Origin of the sequence: Actinoplanes sp. NPDC051513, assembly GCF_044454685.1 — a bacterium.
In the GTDB taxonomy this organism is placed as follows: Bacteria; Actinomycetota; Actinomycetes; order Mycobacteriales; family Micromonosporaceae; genus Actinoplanes.
On the sequence record NZ_JBITDW010000017.1, the window covers coordinates 42305 to 58686 of the forward strand.

The 16382-nt window shown below is 67.2% G+C and carries 23 protein-coding genes; 21 read left to right on the plus strand and 2 right to left on the minus strand.

What is annotated here, in order from left to right; genetic code table 11:
* Window positions 1–6 precede the first annotated feature (6 nt).
* From ACIA5D_RS36705 to ACIA5D_RS36765, 13 genes are all read left to right on the plus strand, one after another.
* On the plus strand, window positions 7–747 hold the full coding sequence (locus ACIA5D_RS36705) for a hypothetical protein (protein WP_396035054.1): 741 nt from the start codon (window positions 7–9) through the stop codon (window positions 745–747).
* The gene (locus ACIA5D_RS36710) at window positions 747–992 is read left to right on the plus strand and encodes a hypothetical protein (RefSeq protein WP_396035055.1); all 246 of its coding nucleotides are present in this window, start codon (window positions 747–749) and stop codon (window positions 990–992) included. Before ACIA5D_RS36705 ends, ACIA5D_RS36710 begins: the two co-directional genes overlap by 1 nt.
* 8 nt (window positions 993–1000) lie before the next feature.
* Entirely contained in the window at window positions 1001–1246 is a 246-nt protein-coding gene (locus ACIA5D_RS36715) for a hypothetical protein (RefSeq protein ID WP_396035056.1), read from the plus strand.
* Window positions 1243–1674, plus strand: a complete 432-nt coding sequence (locus tag ACIA5D_RS36720; RefSeq protein ID WP_396035057.1) for a hypothetical protein — start codon at window positions 1243–1245, stop codon at window positions 1672–1674. Before ACIA5D_RS36715 ends, ACIA5D_RS36720 begins: the two co-directional genes overlap by 4 nt.
* Window positions 1675–1700: 26 nt before the next feature.
* Window positions 1701–2090 (plus strand): SAV_6107 family HEPN domain-containing protein, encoded by a 390-nt coding sequence (locus ACIA5D_RS36725; RefSeq protein WP_396035192.1) that lies wholly within the window; start codon window positions 1701–1703, stop codon window positions 2088–2090.
* Window positions 2087–2329, plus strand: a complete 243-nt coding sequence (locus ACIA5D_RS36730; protein WP_396035058.1) for a hypothetical protein — start codon at window positions 2087–2089, stop codon at window positions 2327–2329. The genes ACIA5D_RS36725 and ACIA5D_RS36730 overlap by 4 nt, the downstream gene beginning before the upstream one ends.
* A gap of 5 nt (window positions 2330–2334) precedes the next feature.
* Window positions 2335–2550 (plus strand): hypothetical protein, encoded by a 216-nt coding sequence (locus ACIA5D_RS36735; protein ID WP_396035059.1) that lies wholly within the window; start codon window positions 2335–2337, stop codon window positions 2548–2550.
* Entirely contained in the window at window positions 2547–2855 is a 309-nt protein-coding gene (locus ACIA5D_RS36740; protein ID WP_396035060.1) for a hypothetical protein, read from the plus strand. The genes ACIA5D_RS36735 and ACIA5D_RS36740 overlap by 4 nt, the downstream gene beginning before the upstream one ends.
* Complete coding sequence (locus ACIA5D_RS36745; protein WP_396035061.1) at window positions 2852–3136, plus strand: hypothetical protein; 285 nt, start codon at window positions 2852–2854, stop codon at window positions 3134–3136. The genes ACIA5D_RS36740 and ACIA5D_RS36745 overlap by 4 nt, the downstream gene beginning before the upstream one ends.
* A complete protein-coding gene (locus tag ACIA5D_RS36750; RefSeq protein ID WP_396035063.1) occupies window positions 3133–3441 on the plus strand; it encodes a hypothetical protein in 309 nt (102 codons plus the stop codon). The genes ACIA5D_RS36745 and ACIA5D_RS36750 overlap by 4 nt, the downstream gene beginning before the upstream one ends.
* Window positions 3438–3746, plus strand: coding sequence for a hypothetical protein (locus tag ACIA5D_RS36755; RefSeq protein WP_396035064.1), 309 nt, complete (start codon window positions 3438–3440; stop codon window positions 3744–3746). The genes ACIA5D_RS36750 and ACIA5D_RS36755 overlap by 4 nt, the downstream gene beginning before the upstream one ends.
* Before the next feature lie 9 nt (window positions 3747–3755).
* The gene (locus ACIA5D_RS36760; RefSeq protein ID WP_396035065.1) at window positions 3756–3908 is read left to right on the plus strand and encodes a hypothetical protein; all 153 of its coding nucleotides are present in this window, start codon (window positions 3756–3758) and stop codon (window positions 3906–3908) included.
* Between the two features lie 603 nt (window positions 3909–4511).
* Window positions 4512–5678, plus strand: a complete 1167-nt coding sequence (locus tag ACIA5D_RS36765) for a hypothetical protein (protein ID WP_396035066.1) — start codon at window positions 4512–4514, stop codon at window positions 5676–5678.
* Between the two features lie 791 nt (window positions 5679–6469).
* Here the strand turns inward: ACIA5D_RS36765 and ACIA5D_RS36770 are convergent.
* Together ACIA5D_RS36770 and ACIA5D_RS36775 are read right to left on the minus strand one after the other, a co-directional pair.
* Complete coding sequence (locus ACIA5D_RS36770) at window positions 6470–6796, minus strand: LysR family transcriptional regulator (RefSeq protein ID WP_396035067.1); 327 nt, start codon at window positions 6794–6796, stop codon at window positions 6470–6472.
* Between the two features lie 320 nt (window positions 6797–7116).
* Window positions 7117–7386 carry a helix-turn-helix domain-containing protein gene (locus ACIA5D_RS36775; RefSeq protein ID WP_396035068.1) on the minus strand — a complete coding sequence of 90 codons (270 nt, stop codon included), beginning with the start codon at window positions 7384–7386 and terminating at the stop codon, window positions 7117–7119.
* 51 nt (window positions 7387–7437) lie between these two features.
* Between ACIA5D_RS36775 and ACIA5D_RS36780 the strand changes: the two genes are divergently transcribed.
* The 8 genes from ACIA5D_RS36780 to ACIA5D_RS36815 all read left to right on the plus strand — a co-directional run bounded on the left by ACIA5D_RS36780 (window position 7438) and on the right by ACIA5D_RS36815 (window position 16336).
* Window positions 7438–7944: an RNA-guided endonuclease InsQ/TnpB family protein gene (locus ACIA5D_RS36780; RefSeq protein WP_396035069.1), complete on the plus strand. Its 507-nt coding sequence runs from the start codon at window positions 7438–7440 to the stop codon at window positions 7942–7944.
* A gap of 125 nt (window positions 7945–8069) precedes the next feature.
* Window positions 8070–8582 carry a hypothetical protein gene (locus ACIA5D_RS36785; RefSeq protein ID WP_396035070.1) on the plus strand — a complete coding sequence of 171 codons (513 nt, stop codon included), beginning with the start codon at window positions 8070–8072 and terminating at the stop codon, window positions 8580–8582.
* 567 nt (window positions 8583–9149) lie between these two features.
* Complete coding sequence (locus ACIA5D_RS36790) at window positions 9150–10016, plus strand: hypothetical protein (RefSeq protein WP_396035071.1); 867 nt, start codon at window positions 9150–9152, stop codon at window positions 10014–10016.
* A gap of 73 nt (window positions 10017–10089) precedes the next feature.
* Entirely contained in the window at window positions 10090–10311 is a 222-nt protein-coding gene (locus tag ACIA5D_RS36795; protein WP_396035072.1) for a hypothetical protein, read from the plus strand.
* A gap of 200 nt (window positions 10312–10511) precedes the next feature.
* Window positions 10512–11969 (plus strand): tyrosine-type recombinase/integrase, encoded by a 1458-nt coding sequence (locus tag ACIA5D_RS36800; RefSeq protein WP_396035073.1) that lies wholly within the window; start codon window positions 10512–10514, stop codon window positions 11967–11969.
* The gene (locus ACIA5D_RS36805; protein ID WP_396035074.1) at window positions 11947–13854 is read left to right on the plus strand and encodes a hypothetical protein; all 1908 of its coding nucleotides are present in this window, start codon (window positions 11947–11949) and stop codon (window positions 13852–13854) included. Before ACIA5D_RS36800 ends, ACIA5D_RS36805 begins: the two co-directional genes overlap by 23 nt.
* Window positions 13855–13988: 134 nt before the next feature.
* Window positions 13989–15929, plus strand: coding sequence for a hypothetical protein (locus tag ACIA5D_RS36810; protein ID WP_396035075.1), 1941 nt, complete (start codon window positions 13989–13991; stop codon window positions 15927–15929).
* On the plus strand, window positions 15926–16336 hold the full coding sequence (locus ACIA5D_RS36815) for a hypothetical protein (protein ID WP_396035077.1): 411 nt from the start codon (window positions 15926–15928) through the stop codon (window positions 16334–16336). Before ACIA5D_RS36810 ends, ACIA5D_RS36815 begins: the two co-directional genes overlap by 4 nt.
* Window positions 16337–16382 lie beyond the last annotated feature (46 nt).

A 16382-nucleotide genomic window follows, 5' to 3' on the forward strand; every position in this document is an offset into this window, starting at 1 on the left:
GTTCCCTTGACAACGAAGACGTTCACGCCGCGCCAGAGCGGCCCAATCGCCGTCGACCTCTCCGGCTACAACAGCAACATCGAGGCCGCCACCGACCCCGGCCTAACGTCTGCCCGCATCGAACTCGTCACTGCCGCGAACAGCGGACCTACCATCGAGATGCTCGAAAATCTCAGCGCCGACGACGAGGGCGACTACTACACCCTTCACCTGCCGAAGAACGAAACCGCCGGCAGCGTGATCGTCGGCTCCGGCAACGTGGTCGTCGGGGGTAGCAACTTCTCCTCGATCAGCGTCGGCGGCGGCATGGTCATGACTGGCGGCGGCGATGCCGACATGTACGTCAACTGTCAGCGCATCCAGGTTCGCGGCGGGCGCACCTACGTGAACGGCGTGGCGGTGGACGGCGGGCAGGGCGGTGACGTGACCGATCCGCCGATGCCGGTGCATATCCGGGCGTTCCTGCCTCCCGGTTCGTCGTTGATCGCGAACACCTACAACGGGGATGTGGCGTCCCGCGATGTAGCTAGCGTTCGCGCCAAGTCGTACAACGGTGATGTCACGGCGACGGGCCTGGCTTCCGATTCCGAGGCCGAGTCATACAACGGTGACGTGACGGTTGGCAGCGCCGGCCTGGGCCGCCCGACGGTCCACGCAAGCACCTACAACGGGGACGTGCGCCTGCTGGACGAGAACATGCGGGCCCGTCCGCAGACTCGCAATGGCCGCGTCCGCTACCCGAACTGATGGCCTCCCTGACTCGCGTCTGGTTCGGCACCGGCCGCCGCAGCGTCTGCCGCGTCGAGGTGAACGGCCTGTGGCGCGGCACCATCCGCACCACCGGCATCGAAGACACCCTCCGGCCCGGCATCGCCGGCCACCTTGTCTACCAGGCCGTCACCTACGACGGCGTCTGGCTGGACCCGGTCGCCAGCGACTACGTGCAGGCCGAGAGGGCACTGCTGAACGCCACCAAAGAACTCGACGACTGAGGAGAACGATGCCCGACAACGACGACACGATCACGCTCTACGGCGAGTCCATCGCTCGCCGGAAGTTCACCGTCAGCCGCACCGAGTACGAGCAGGCGAAGGCCGACGACATGGTGGACCACCTGCTCGACGCCTACCTGAGCGACATGAGCGAGACCACGACGGTGACCGAACCCGACGGCACCACCTACGACCCGTACGACGACATCACCAAGACGTGGGTAGTCCAGATCGACGAGGAGGAATGGCGATGAACTTCCATCCTCCTGCTGACGGCCGCTGGGAGATGACCCCGCGCGCCCTCCACCTCGGCGACACCGTTCCCCTGGCCGACGATGCCAATCCGTGGACGGTTAAGGCCGTCACCAAGAACTTCGCCGCCCTCACCCGACCGGTCACCGACGCCGACCGGAAGGCGCACCGGGGCGCGTACGACGAGGCGCACTGGGACGACGACCTGGCCGACAGCTACGAAGAACTGGAAGGCGACGTCTTCTACACCGTCCTGGACTGGCGCAACGGCTACCGCGGCCCGTGCAACCTGATCGGCCAGTCGTACGGCGACGGCGACTACGCGGAGGCTGAGTGCGCGGCGATGCTCGCCGAGTTCGAGGCCGGCGATCTGGAGATCAGCCACCGGAACTGGGAGCGGATCGCGTTCGCCGACGAGGTGGCGGCGTGACCGACGTCCCCACGGTCCCCGTGCACATGCTGCCCCATCGCACCCCAGCCCAGCTGCTGGTCATCGCCCGGCAGGGACTCGCCGACGCACGCGAAACCCGTTCCGACGGTATGCGGTACGCCGGTGCCCACCTGGCCGCCCTGCGGGCCGCTGCCGCGGTCCTAGGGGCGCGCGCCAAGCCCGACCCCGAACGACGGCGCCGGCCGACGGTCTCGGTGTGGGTGCTGCTCGCCGAGGTAGCGCCCGAGTTCGGCGACTGGGCCACCTACTTTGCCGGCACGTCGACCAAACGAGCTGCCGCCGAGGCGGGCATCCCACGGACGGTGACCGCGCAGGAGGCCGACGACCTGCTCGACGCGGCCGGGCAGTTCGTGGATGTGGTCTCGTCGTCCCTCGGGTTTGGGGAGGCATCGTGAGTGTGGGCGACCGGCTCATGCCCGGTCGGTGGGTGCGCTGGCTGGCTACCGACAATCCGAACGCTCCGCTCGCGCAGTGGCGGTACCTGCTGGAGGTACGGGAGGTGGGCTGGCCGCGCTGGCAGGTGGTCCTCAGGTTCGCTGACGGTCTCGAGATGCCGTTCCACCGCGGCAACCTGGCGCTGACCGACGAACACGGCCACCCGTTGTGGGGGACCTCGGCAACGAAGCCTGAGTAGGCGGCGTGAGCGGCTCGCTGACTGCCGACAAGGCTTCGCGGATCGAGAAGATCGTGTGCCCGGCCCACTCGGAGATCCTCATCGTGGCAGGAATGCCCGTGTCCGAGGTAATCGCCTGGACTCGTGACCATGCCGCCTGCGACGTGACCGTGGTCCTCGCTGAGAAGCGGACCTTGCTGGACACGGTTCGCGCGCTGGCCGAATACGAGGAGACGTCGTGAGTAACCGTAATTTGTCCCCGCTGGAATTGGTGATCGCTGAGGCCATCGCCCGGTCGCGCAGCTACATCAGCCTGGCCGCGGTTGACGCCGTCGACGACGGGGAGCCTGACGATATCCGCCGGGAGGCCCACGCCGTCGCTGCCGCCCTCGAGGCGGACGCGGAAAGCGGTGCCCAACTACGCGCGGCGCTACTGAGCTTCTGCGCCGGTGCCGAGGAATACCAGCGGCGTTCGGATGCGTGGGTTCCGACACCCGCGCTGCGGTACCTGCTTACTGGCGAGCACGACACGGAGGGCGGCAAATGAGCACCCGGTCCGCGAAGACGACCCCCGCCTACCGCCCACAGTCCGAGCGACGGCATTGGGTGTTCCTCTACCGCTGTGGCTGCCCGTTCGGCCTGATCGAGGAGTCGACGTTTTACAAGGACGAGGACGACGCCTGGAACGGCATGTTCGACAGCCGGGCCGACGAGCGCCGGGCCCGGACCGCTGGCGTGCAGGTCGTGTTCGTCGACCATGCCGCCTACGAGCGGGACTTCTTTCGCCGGATGACCCAGCTTTGCACGCACGGTGGGATGCAGCAGTGACCGTCGTCGAGTTGACGCCCGCCCAGCAGACACGGGCCCGCGAACTCGGCAACCTGCTCGCCGCCGCCGACAACTGCGATCTGTGGCTCGAGCCGGGCGGCAGCAGCGTTCTGACCGACCGCGAGTACTTCGGCGTGTCCGACCCGATCGACAACGTCACAGAGGAGGTGGCCATCGCCGAGAAGGCCGGGTTTCTGGTGTCGAAGCCGTACTCGACCGGCGGCCCGGGCGGCTCATGGCGGCTGACTCCGGCTGGCGCGGCGGCGCTGGCGTTCTACCGGGCCGCGTTGAGGAGTCGGCAGTGACTGACCCGAGCGCCCTCAAGCCTGGCGACCTGATCTTCATGGCAGACAGCAATGCCGGTGAGGTCTTTCCACAGCATCTGTTCACCGTCGACGAAAACCGTGGTCCGGTCAGCGCCGAACGGCTGGCCCGCGAGGACTGGGGCAGGGGCTGGCACTCGCCGTTCTTGCTGATCTCGATGGTGTTGCTGACAGCGTCGGCCAGCACCAGCTCCGGCTTTGGTCCGTCTGCCGCAAAGATCAGATTCTTGAACTGTGAGCTGACGCCGGCATGCCGGCCTCCGAAGACCTGCAGCAACCCACAATGACGGCCGATAGTGCTGCTCGACGACACAGGCGCCGAGCTGGCAGAGCTGATCCACGGTGTAGCCACTGATCCGATCGCGCACGTACGAGCGCTTGCGACCCATGGCCTCGTCGACGTCACCGCCGTCGAGTCGAACGCCGTGCATACCTTCGGAAGCTTGTAGACACTGACCGGCCACAACGCCTCGGCGATCTCGTCGCACAACTGCATGGCGTCCGTGCCACTGCCTAGTGCGGTGACCAGTAACTTTTGACCGGGCTGGCGAGGGGATGCGTCGGATTCGACCCGATCAGCTTCGCCGTCGACGACCACGCCGACCTCCATGCTTAAGCGGCCCACCTCGACACCCCGGGCGTCGCCCACTCACCGGTCATCGAGGCATCAGTCGGCTGGCTCCTGGCCTTCGACGACCCCGACGGATGAGCCTGCATCTGTACAGCTGGGCGGGACACGGCATCGACCACTCCGACCGGCCCGGCTACGGACGAGCATTGGCCACCGCGTGACCATCACGCACGCCGACTTCCTGACTTGCTGCGCGTTCGCTTCGTCTTCCCAGGAGCTGACGATCCCGAGCCGCTCGCTGTACGCGATCTACGGCCCGGCCCCGAAATCTTGATCAATGTCGGTGAGTTTCGGCTCCCCTGGCCGCCTACGTCCTGTCTCGCGAGTTCCGGCGTCGCCGCTGAAACGCGGCTAGAGTGGTGAACGCCTCCCAATGTCATATCCGGGAGGCATTGTTATGTGGTCTGGTGTCGGACGGCTTATGGCCGTGGTGGTGGTCGCGGCCGGCGTTCTGGTGGCGCCGCCGGCGGCCTTCGCGCAGCAGTCGATCTCGGTGTCGCCGAGCTCCGGGCCGCCGGGGACGTCGGTCACCGTCACCGGCTCGGGGTTCACCCACGAGATCTACGCCGCGGGCGTGCCCATCGACATCAGCGTGAATCGCGGGAACGGGCATTGGGATTCGCTGCGGGACGGCATCGCTCGTCCTAGGCCGGATTCGGCTGGGCGCTTCACCGCGACGTTCCCGATACCGCCGGAGGCGCCGGTCGGGGCGCTTCTCGGCATTGCGGCGCTGACCGGGGACGGCGGCAGCGCCGACGCCGACTTCACAGTAACCGGGCAGGTTTCCGCGCCGCCCTCCGAGCAGCCTCCTTCTTCCGGGCCTCCTTCCGGGCCTCCTTCCGGGCCTCCTGATCTTGGGGAGGCGGTGAACGACGCCGTGCGTTACTGCCTCAAGGGCATCACCGACGAGGGGCTGTCCGTGCTGGCGCGGATCATGTTCGCGGACCACCCGGCGCTCAAGATCCTCGACATCGCCGAGTCCGGGACGAAGGCATTCGACATCTCCTACCGGGCGAAGAACGGTGAACTGACCCAGCACGACATCTGGGATGCCGCGCGCATCGCCCTCAAGCTCGCGGACGGCATCGACGGTTCGCTGCCGAAGACTGTGCCCGGTCTCGCGGCCTGGCTGACCGTGAAGGTCGGCGTCCCATGGCTGTACTGCATGGAAGCCGCCGCCTATGTCGATCAGCAGGCCGCGATCTGGGTCGCCGACCACCTTCGCCCGGTCATCGCCTCCCTGGTCCATTCGCACGCGGTCGCGGAGCACGAGGGACTGGTCCAGTGGCTGGGATCGCTCGCCGACTCCGGCCCGCCGGCGATGCCCACGGGACTGACCGCCACCGCGAGCGGACCGCGGAAGATCGAGATGCGGTGGCAGGACAACTCGATCGACGAGACCGCCTTCGTCGTCTCGAACGGCAACGAGGAGCGCCGGCTTGCCGCGAACCAGACGACCTACTCCTGGGCCGTAGACCCCGGCTCGTACATGTGCGTCAACGTAAAGGCAGCAGGCGGGCATGGTGACTCGGACTGGTTCCCGAACTACTCGCCCTGGTACGTCTGCACCACCACCCCCTCTGGTTAGTGCGTTTGACCTTGATGGATTCCTGGGTTCGTCAAGCGGCTTGGGTTTCGGGTCGGTGGCCCCAGCGTTGGTAGCGTTCGCGGTCAACGCACTAGTGCGGTGACCATGCGTCCCGCACCGGGTTTGATGGAGACATCGAAACCTGGGAGGAACACCAGCGATGCCCGCACCGAAGAAGTACCTGGACGAGTTGCGTGAGCGTGCGACCCGGTTGGCGGTCGAGGCCCGCCGGGACCCGGCCAGCACGGTAGGAGCGATCCGGCGGCACTCGTTCTCACCCATTTCGAGTACCGCTACCTGCCGATTCCTTGTTCGTTGGAATGCTGGCAATCTGCGCATCCACGCACGCTCGGTAGATATATTTGATCGTCGGGACGCACTGCCGCGATCCGGGCGGTCGAGCCACGTAACGTGCTTCCAGCACGCCAACATCCCGGTTGCATTGGGCTATGGCGCCTTGCCAGTCGGCCAGCGGATGTCGCTCGTTCAGCAGCCCAGACGGCATCGACCGAGGCCACCCGCCAGGTGAGGCCGGAGAACAACCCGGCCGGCGGGGCCGAACGCGCGCCGACCAGGGCATAGTCGAGCCGCCCGTCGACCGTCATCCACTCGACCTCGTTCTCCGACCAGGTCGAGTGGATCGAGACAGGCCCGCTGGGGTACGCGTCATTGAGCCAGCGCAGCAGCCCGCCCCACGATCGGCTTATTGGTGGCGCCCACGCGGTATCGGGCCGTCCCGCCCGCCGTGATCAGCTCGCTGGCCTCGTCGTGCAGCCCGGTCACGGCCGGGATCAACACCGGGGCGCGGCCAGCACGGGATCGCCGAGCGGCGTCGGCAGGACGCCGCGGCGGTCACGGGTGAACAGCGCGCCCCCGAGGATCCGCTCGATGCGCTGAAATTGGTTGGTCAGGGCAGGCTGGGCCAGGCCGAGCGCCGCGGCGGCCGAGCCCGGGGGTTCGATTAGCGAGTGGTGACACGATCGGGTGAGTCGAATACCCGGCAGGTGGCGTCGGGCGATTACGGTAGTGCTCGTGCCGCGTCGTCGACCCCAACAGCGCCAACTCTGGCGCTTGGTCGCCGTGTCCGCCCTTCCCGCCTCCCTCAACGAGGGCGTCAAAGTTGTGGCTGGCTACGACGGGCCGACGTGGTTCCGTGTCGCGACGTTGTGCCTGGTAGTGGTCGCGTCGGGCGGCCTGCTCTCCGTGGAGGCGTTCGACGCCGTGGGTAAAAAAAATCGTGCCGATGTCGGTTTCGAAGGAAATAGAAGCCACTGTCGGCTCGGGGGATCCCGACCAGACGCCCTTTTAAAAAGAACCTCGTGGGGGTCTATCCGGTCCGTTTGGACTATCCGCTATGTGAGCTGACCGCCGACCGGGCACGGGTGTCGCCGCGCCCTGAAGACTGACCCCTGGTGGGTTCCTGCGAACCCCCAGAGGGTCAATTTTCGGAAACCGGCGACACACCCGCCCACCGAGGGTCCAGGCTGGCCATCCCCAACTCGTTGAACCGGTGGATGACCTGCCGGATCGTGTCCTCGTCGGCCTGGACCAGACGAGCAATCGCCGGCACGGTGTTACCTCCGGCAGAGGCGAGCACGACCATCGCCCGCCGTAATCGGATCGGTGAACCCGTACCTCGACGGGTAATTCTCAGCAGCTGCTGACCTTCCTGGTCACTGAGCCGCCGCACGCGTACAAGATCTGCCACCACCACAGCCTGACCCGCGCGCGGCGCCGCCCAACCGTCAGCCCGGGCGGCGTGTCATCCAACACCGTAAACGTTCGTGGTCACGGCACTAGGCGTAAGGACTTCGCTGCGCAGACTGCCCATAAACTGGCTACCAAGCACGGCCTCGTAGTAGTTGAAGACTTGCGTACCAAGAACATGACCCGCTCCGCGAAGGGTTCCGCCAGTGCACCCGGAAAGAACGTGCTGCAAAAGGCAGGCCTGAACCGCGCCATCCTGGACAAGGGCTGGGGCAGGCTTCTGCTTGCCCTTGAACAAGCGGCGCGCTACCACGGCGCGACCATTGTCAAGGTCAACCCCGCGTACACCTCTCAACGGTGCTCCCGTTGCAGCCTGATCGACGCGAACTCCCGCAAGAGCCAAGCGGAGTTCGCGTGCACCGGCTGCGGCTACAGGGACAACGCTGACGTGAACGCAGCCAAAAACATTCTGGCCGCCGGGCTGGCGGTTACCGGGCGTGGAGACCCTGCCGTTCGGCGGTCTGCGAAGCGCCAACCACCTGATCGGCTCGCGGCGTGAAACTCGTCGAAGCCGCCGGAATCCCCTCCGTCGGGCGTGGAGGAGGAAGTCAACGTTCGCATGTCCTGCCGCCCCGTGCCCGACAATCTTTAGACTGACCGCTCCCCGACCCGCTGGAGCCTTCCGTGACCTTGCCTGAAGTCCTCGACGTGATCGAGCGCTTGCTCAACGCCGCCGAGCACCCGGACATTGTCCGGGTGGAGCGGTACGGCACCGGCGCGGAGGCGTGGGGTCCGACGGTCGAGAAGTCGCAGGTGAAGACGGTCACCGGGGTGAAGGTGCACCACCAGTCGACCTCGTCCGCGAGTCTGTGGGGCTCGAACCGCTCGGATCTGACGCCGGTCGAAGCGCCAGAGATGCCGGCACCGGGACTGCGCGGCCCCCGCCTGGCGATCCTCACTGTCCGGCTGCTGGACGTGGCCCGGCCGCCGCAGTTCAGCGGGTGGCAGCTGTTCAGCGTCGCCGAGCTCGCCGGCGCGGGCGAGGGCCTGCCGTTCGCCGTGGGCATCACCTGCGCGGACGGGTCGAGGGTGCTGCTGCAGGCGTCGTCAACGGGCGCGTCGGTGGGGCGGGAGCCGGACGTGGAGCCGTTCCCGGACTACGTGGTTCCGGAGGGGCTGGCGGCGGCTGTTCGCTGAGGCCAAACCGAACGCAACAAAATCGCCCACGGCCGTTTTAGCCGTGGGCGATTTCTTATTTGACGCAAATGGCGACGCGAGCAACCCTTCGTCGGGAACATTCCCGCCCAATTACGGATCAAATGGATTGGGTGGGTCCGGGAATTGGGGGCCACGTCTGGGAGAGTGTTCAGCAGCAATCTCACCAGAGGAGGCGATGCTATTGATTGCGCTCATCCGCGAATTGATCGGACTGGTCCGGTTCGCCCTGAAGGATGACGACCGGACCCTCCGATTGATTCTGCTGATACTCGTGGTGGCAGCCACGTGGTATCTAGCATTCGCCTGATCACCGAGGACCCTACAGATACCTAGGAGATTACTCCACTATGCCACAAGTATGAGTCACTGAGTAGTGCATTAACGGCGCCCCGGGGTAGTTACCTCGGGGCGCCGCAATGCCGGCTGCCCAGCCTGCTGCTACAGTGCGCTTTAGAACATATGTTCGACTGACGTTCCCGCGAAGACGCCGGCCGGGCGCCGCCGTGGCCTTCCCCTCACGGCCAGCACCATCGTGAGGAGGAAGCCGTGGCCGACCGCCGCACCTGGCAGGGCGCCATCCGCTCCCCCGGCGACGCCCGCCGCCTCCTCGACCAGGTCAACGCCGCCAGCGTCGACAAGGCAAACATGACCGCGCTCGCCACCGCGGTGCAGCAGGCCGACGAGGTCGAACTCCGCCCCGACGCCACCCGCTTCCTGCCCGTCGACGACCAGATCGCGCCCCTGCTCCCGTGGCCCGGACTCCCCCGTGGCGCCACCGTCGGCGTGGTCGGCTCCACCAACCTGCTCCTCGCCCTGATCGCCGGCGCAACGAAGGGCGGCGGCTGGGCGGCCTGCGTCGGACTTCCCCACCTCGGCCTGCTCGCCGCGATCCAGGAGCACAGGATCCCCGCCGAACGGCTTGCGCTCGTCCCCAACCCTGGCCCGGACTGGCCGCAGGTCGTGGCCGCCCTCATCGACGGCGTGGACCTCGTCGCAGTCGGAGTACCGGGCCCGGTCGCCGACGGCACCGTCAGGTCGCTGCAAGCCCGCGCGCGGGAGAAGGGCTGCGTTCTCGTCCCGACATCCCGGTGGCCGGCGGCGAACACCACGCTCGAGGTGACCGGCCGCCGCTGGGAGGGCCTCGGCCACGGCAGGGGCCGGCTGAAACGGCAGACTCTCGAGGTGACCACATCCGGGCGGGGCGCCGCGGCGCGCCCCAGAAGAACAACGGTGACCTTCGGGGAGCCAGTCGTCAACGTTGCCGCGGTCGTGGCAGCACTCCCTCCGCTCCGGGACGAACTGATGGCGCCCGCCGTGCCGGCTACCCCGCAGCCCGAGCCGGGCCTACCTGACCCGTGGGCAGACCTGCTGCACCACCTGCCGCGCATCGAGCGGAAGCGGCCGTACCACTGAAACCGCAGGTAATCACATGGTTGTAGTTTCGTGATCCGCTCCGTATGGGCTTGCGGATCGCTCATCTGTGCGAGTGACTGGACAGGTGCTGCCCGTCCTCACGCACGCTGACTGGCAGGTCGAGACGATATTGATCGACCTGGGCAACGGCCTGCGCGAATGGATCGAGATCCGGCACGACAACGAGATCGCATACGCGGCGACCGTGGCCGAGCGTGACGTGGTACTACGCGAGCACGGCATCAACCCCGCCGACCTGACCGCGGCCGACACGATCGACGACGGGTGCGAGTGATGCCCGTCCTTCCCGGCCTCGAAAGCGTGCCGCCCATGCTTGCCGCCGGCGGCGCCGTCCCTGCGGGCCCGGGCTGGGCGTTCGAGTTCAAGTACGACGGTTCTCCAGAGACTCTGATCTGTCTCAGGTGACTTCGCGTATCCGGCGAGAGATCGATGCAGTTGAGCGATCGTGTTCGTCGGTAGCTTGCGAGGTCGCTGATGCACCTGTTCTTCACCGATGTGCAGAAGGTCCGCAATGTGAGTGCTGTCCCAGGGCTGAGCGCTGCCGAGTTGTCTGGCGTGCTCGACCGGTTCGCGCCGGCCCTGGGGACGCCGGTTCTGCTGTCGGACTCGATGTGGCCGGTGGAGCCGTTGTGCGGTTGGTTTCGCGAGTTGAGTTTGAATCGGCGCAGCGCCAAGACGATGCACGCGTACGCGTACACAACGTTGATGCTGCTGCGGTTTCTGAACGCGCGCGGCTTGGATCTGGTATCCGCAACGGAGCTCGATGTGCTGGAGTTTCGTCGGTGGCGGCTCGACGACGGGGACGAAATCGTCGGGGAGGCGGCCTGGGACCGGGACGCGGCGGCGATCGGTTGTTTGTACGACTTCCTGGTACGGCAGGGAGTCGTCGAGCGGCGGCCGTGGCGCAGTACGACGCGGCAGCCGCGGTCGTTGTCCAGCGGAACCCGCCGCGACTTACGGGTGCGGCACATGGAATTGGAGCAGTACCTCTACTTCCGCGATGTCGGCTTTGGTGGTCTTGCCTCGGACGGTGATCTCGACGATCGGTTCCGGGGTTGGCGGCCGCATCGCAACCGCGCGGCCTGCGAGCTTGCGCTGCTGACTGGGATGCGGGTCCAGGAGTGGTCGACGCTGCTGTTGCCCGAACTGGGGTTGCTCGATGGGAGGCGGGCGGGTACTGCTGACGTGGAGTTGGGTGCGTGCGCGAAGTTCGGGCATCACCGGTCGGTGTATGTCCCGGCGGACGCGATAGACCTGCTGGACCCGTATCTGTTGCTGGAACGTCCCGAGATCGTCGAGAAGGCCCAGAGCGCGCTGCGGCGCGCTCACCGTGACCTGTTCGTTGTCACGAGGCTGGAGGCAGACGGCGCGAAGGCCCGGGGTGTCCTCGACGGAAGCTCGGTCACTAGGTCGATCCGCGGCATGGCCGCGGATCTGCGGCGTATCGCGGTTCGCGAGACCGGGGACGGGCTCGACCCGCTGGCGTTGTTCATCGGGGCGGGCGGCCGGATGCTCACGGCTTCGGGGTGGGACCGGGTGCGCTGGGCGGCCTGGGAGCGGATGAAGGCCCGGGCGGCCGGCGCGGCGCATGTGTTGCCGCGCCGGTGTTGGGTTTACCACGATCTTCGTCATACGTTCGCGCTCAGGTTGCTGATCTACCTGACCCGGCTGGCGCTGGATGATGCTCAACGGCAGCGGGCGCCGATGTCGACGCTGTTGGGCCACATGAGCGGGAACCCGCTGCTGCAGGTGCAGCGGCGGCTCGGGCACGCGAGCCCGGCGACGACCTACCGTTACATCCGCTACCTGAAGGACCCGATGCGGGAGGTTGACGAGGCGTTCCGGTGCTGGACGGCCGCCGGTGGGGCCACCTACGCCGACATCGCCAGACAGCTGATGGTGTTCGGGGATGGCGATGCCGCGCAGAGGTGAGCACAGGTCCGGGTTCCCGACCGTGCGCGGCGCCGAGCCGGACGTGGCCAGGATCGGCGTCAGACAGGTGACGGTGCCGGCCACTGGCAGTTCGGCCATGACGTCGGCCATTGCGGTGCTGTCGTTTCGCCCGGACGCGTTCCGCTGCGTCGGACTGGCCGCCGAACTGGCCGACGAATGGGTTGAACTCGTGCAGGCCCGACGGCTACGCGAGGGCGCCGGCCGCCGCTATCTCGGCGCTATGCGGGCGTTCCTGACCTACGTCGACGCCCACGTCCCGGACGCGGTTACGGCATCGCTGGGTCGTCGCGAGCCGGATCTGCAAGTTGTGGTCACCGAGTGGGTGCGGATCCTGCCGTCGCGGTATACGGCAGGGTCGCGGACCCCGGCCACCAATGCCGGCCACCTCCAGACGTTGGTCGCGCGGCGAGCCGAGCACCCTGATCGTCCGGTCGTCGGGCACCTGAACGGGTGGGTTGAAGGCGCCGTTGGTGTCCGCCGCGGCGGCACCACCGAACTGGACGAGTTCACCCGCGCCGACAAGAGGACGCTGGTGCAGGCGGCTACGGTGGCTCTACGGGCCACCGAGGCACGGATTCGAGCCGGCCGTGAGCTGGCTGCCGGGCTGGAGCCGGTGGACGGCTGGTGGGAACTGGAGAACCTGCTTGCAGTCATCTCCCGCGACCCCCGAGCCTGCGAGGAGGTCTTCACCCGCTGGCCGGACGTGAATGTGGTACCACTGTCGCTACAGAAGCTGGCGTCCGGCGGATCGACCTGGCCGTCTCCACGCAAGCTGGCGCAGTTTCTGGTGGCTCAGCTGTTCGTGACGACGATGGACCTGCACGCCTACCGGATCCTGCTGATGGCTGCGACCGGCCGGGCATCGGAGGAGATCACCGGTCTGACCGAGGACGACATCGAGTTCACCCCGCATGGCGTGACGATCACGTTCAACAAAGGCCGGGCGCACGCGCGGATGCGGCAGGCGTTCACTTCCAGCCCGGCCCCTGCGGGGACGTTGCATCCGTCCCGTCGTCGGCTGGACGCCGCTGAGATTATCCGAGCCCTGCTGGAGCTGAACCGGCCACTGGCAGAGCGGACGGGAATCGGGCCGGTCCCGCTGTTCCTGCGGGCGTTGGTTTCCCGATCGTCGCTGGACGTGGGAGTGATGACGCGTGTCCGCGGCCAGACCTTCACCGACTGGCTGCGTGTCAACGACGTGACGGTGACCGGCGCTGCCGACATTCGCCGGCTGCGGAAGTCGGTCAAGGTCGAGAAAGCCATCGCGTTCGGCGGCCGGGTCAGCGACGTCGCCGATGACCACTCCGAGCAGACCTTCCGCAGCCACTATGCGCATGGAACGACGTTGCGGGTGATCGCGGGAGAGGTCATCACCACCGCGCAGCAGCGATGGCTGGACAAGGCGCTCACCGGGCCGACCGTCCTGGATGAGCAGGCGGCCCAGTCCTTGACCGATCCGCGGGCCGCCGTGGTGCTGGGCCTGAGCCCGGCCGAGGTCGAGGCCTTACGGACGGGGCAGCTCGACATGGGGGTCACGGACTGCTGCGACCCGTTCGCGTCTCCGTTCGGTCGGCCGGGGCAGCTCTGTCCGGTCGCACCGCTGCGTTGTCTGGAGTGCCGCAACGCGTTCGTCCTGCCGTCGAACTTGCCGCAGCTGCTGTTGTTCGCCGACCACCTGGACCAGCTCGCCTTGCGTCTGGAACCCAAACACTTTCACGCGTTGTGGGGGCAGAGCCGGGCGAACTTGGTCGAGGTGCTGGAGGCTCGCACCCCTGCCGAGATCGCCCAGGCGCGCCGGCAGATCGCCGAGGACGGCATCGTCGTTCACCTGCCCCTGGCCAGCAGAGTGGAGTTCGACGCGTGACCAGCGCAGCCTCACCCACAGCCCGATCGTCTGCGTTCTACCGCGATGACGAGCCGGTCATCCAATCTCATCCGCTACTGCACGGGGCGGTCCCGCCCAGGTTCGGCGACACCGGCCGTTGGGACCTCAATGGCGTGGTTCACAGGGCACCCAGCCACCCGCCGGCCGCCGTCCGGGTGCTGTTCCACGACCTGGATCCGGTCTGGAACCTGACGGCGCGAGAGCTGGCAATGCTCTGGCTCAACCCGCACCATCCCGCGATCCTGGCCGCCGGGGTCCACCTGCGAAGCGACCCCCTGTCCCCGATGACTGTCACACAGCGCATCGCCCATCTGCGGCCCCTCGCGGTGTTCGCCGGCGAACAAGGACTTCCAGGTGACCTGCACGGCTGGTCCGAGGAGGCGTTCAAGACCTACATCCGGCACCTTGCGACGACCTACGAGCCGGGCACCGTCTGCAACCACGTCCACGTGATCAAGGCCCTGCATCGGGTCCGGGCGGCGCTGAGTTTCGGTGGTCTGCCCTACGACCCGTGGCCCGGCATGTCGGCCAAAGCCGTGGCCGATCAGCCCAACATCGCGCCGCTGCGCACCCCGGCGATCCCACCGGAGACCTGGTTTCCGCTGGTGCGTAACTGCTGGACCTACATCGACGTGTTCGCCCCCGACATTCTGCGCGCGGACGCCTACAGCAAAGACCTGCAAGCGCGACCGGTCTCCGACACCGGCTGCGACGACCGGCTCCAGGCGTGGCTCGCCGATCCCGCGACCACCGTGCCGATGCGCCAAGCCCGGCCCGGCGAGAGCCCCGACAATCTTCCCAACCTCGCGCTGGTAGCCAGCATCATCGGCGTCGGGAAAACATTCTTCCAGCGCAGCAAACGACACGGCCAACGGCGCATCGACGCCGTCGCCGGCCTCGTCTCCGCCGGCCGTACCCACCCCGGCATGCTGCCGAACCTCGCAGAAGTAACCCGTCCCGACGGCAGCCGCGGCCCCTGGCACGACAACCTGGGCCCAACCGAACTCTGGCTGGAACAGGTCACGCTACGCAACGCCTGCTACGTGTTCACCGCCGCTTTATCGATGATGCGCGACTCCGAATTGCGCCTCATCACCAAGGACGCCGTCGTCGAGCACTACGGCAGCCCCGCGGTGAAGTCCACCAAGCAGAAACTGGACCCTGATCTACCGGTCAAGCACTGGTGGATCACTCCACCGGTCGCCCGCGCGCTCGAACTGGCCGGACGGCTGTCTCACCACGAGAGCCTGACGTTCGCCGCCGTCACCACCAAACGGCCCGGCGAAGGATTCATGAGCATCGCCGCGATCGTGGACTTCGTCAACCACATCAACCGGTGGCGACACGTCAGCGGCCTGGAAACCATCCCCGCAGGTAACGTCACGCCGCACATGTTCCGCCGAACCATGGCCATGCTGACCCGTGACGTCCCCGGCTCCGAGATCGCCGTCGGCATGCAGCTCAAACACGTCACCACCCGAGCCCTGGCGAACCGGGTCACCAGCAGCTACATGGACAACGATCCCTCCTGGGCCCGTCAGCTGGACAGCGCGATCGCTGACCGCCGTTTCGACCGCCTTACCGAGCTGTTCGACGCCGACACCAACGGCCACCACATCGGATTCGGTCCCGGAGCCGACCGCATGCGAGACGCGTTCAACGCGGTCCGCGCCAACGCGCAGCGACTACGCGCCACCGGGCAGGCCAGGCGCGGCGACATCCGCGTCCAACACGACCTGCTACGCCGCACCCGAATCTCCATCCGCTTCGGCAAGCTCAATCACTGCACCATGGACGACAACGACCCGGTCGGGGCCAAGTGTCTGGAAGACGCGATCATCCCGGACGGACACCGCGGCCCCCTGCTGGACCGCTGCCAACCCGCCCGCTGCCCCAACAGCATCATCGCTCCCGAACACCTCCCGGTCTGGACCGCAGAACAGTCCTCACTTCACCGGCTCCTCGACTCCGACACCCTCGCCCCGAACCACCGGCACAGCATCGAGTCCGAACTCAAGGAAGTCGACCGCGTCCTCGACCGGAGCCCACGATGACCAGGCCCGTATCGCCCGCCACCCACCAGCGGCTACGCGAAGCGATGGAGCGACTCTTCAACGCCGAGCCACAGCACACCGACGGCAACCTGACCAAGAACAACCTCTGGCGCGAAGCACGCCTCAGCCGCGCCACCATGAACCGCGCCACCGACATCCTCGCCGAATGGGACGCCCGCATCGGCGACAGCCCCGCCGGCGCCGCCGCCAGGCAACGCGACGACGAGATCGAGAACCTGCGCAGCAGCCTGCGAGCCGCCCGGCACGAAGGCCGCCAACTGCAAGATCAGCTCGACGCAGCCGCCACCGTGATCACAGCCCTGACCACCGAGAACGCCGCACTACGACGACAGGCCGCGAACTCCTCCGCCCGCATTGTCCCGCTCTTCAGTGACCACGGAAGGTGACGACAGAAGATCAAGACGATATCCGGATTTGCCGAAAGTAGTGCGT

What these genes read in the sequence shown, in the direction of transcription:
- ACIA5D_RS36710 (WP_396035055.1), top strand. Translation starts at nt 747, where the DNA reads ATGGCCTCCCTGACTCGCGTCTGGTTCGGCACCGGCCGCCGCAGCGTC.
- ACIA5D_RS36715 (WP_396035056.1), top strand. Translation starts at nt 1,001, where the DNA reads ATGCCCGACAACGACGACACGATCACGCTCTACGGCGAGTCCATCGCT.
- ACIA5D_RS36720 (WP_396035057.1), top strand. Translation starts at nt 1,243, where the DNA reads ATGAACTTCCATCCTCCTGCTGACGGCCGCTGGGAGATGACCCCGCGC.
- ACIA5D_RS36725 (WP_396035192.1), top strand. Translation starts at nt 1,701, where the DNA reads ATGCTGCCCCATCGCACCCCAGCCCAGCTGCTGGTCATCGCCCGGCAG.
- ACIA5D_RS36745 (WP_396035061.1), top strand. Translation starts at nt 2,852, where the DNA reads ATGAGCACCCGGTCCGCGAAGACGACCCCCGCCTACCGCCCACAGTCC.
- ACIA5D_RS36765 (WP_396035066.1), top strand. Translation starts at nt 4,512, where the DNA reads ATGGCCGTGGTGGTGGTCGCGGCCGGCGTTCTGGTGGCGCCGCCGGCG.
- ACIA5D_RS36800 (WP_396035073.1), top strand. Translation starts at nt 10,512, where the DNA reads ATGCACCTGTTCTTCACCGATGTGCAGAAGGTCCGCAATGTGAGTGCT.
- ACIA5D_RS36805 (WP_396035074.1), top strand. Translation starts at nt 11,947, where the DNA reads ATGGCGATGCCGCGCAGAGGTGAGCACAGGTCCGGGTTCCCGACCGTG.
- ACIA5D_RS36815 (WP_396035077.1), top strand. Translation starts at nt 15,926, where the DNA reads ATGACCAGGCCCGTATCGCCCGCCACCCACCAGCGGCTACGCGAAGCG.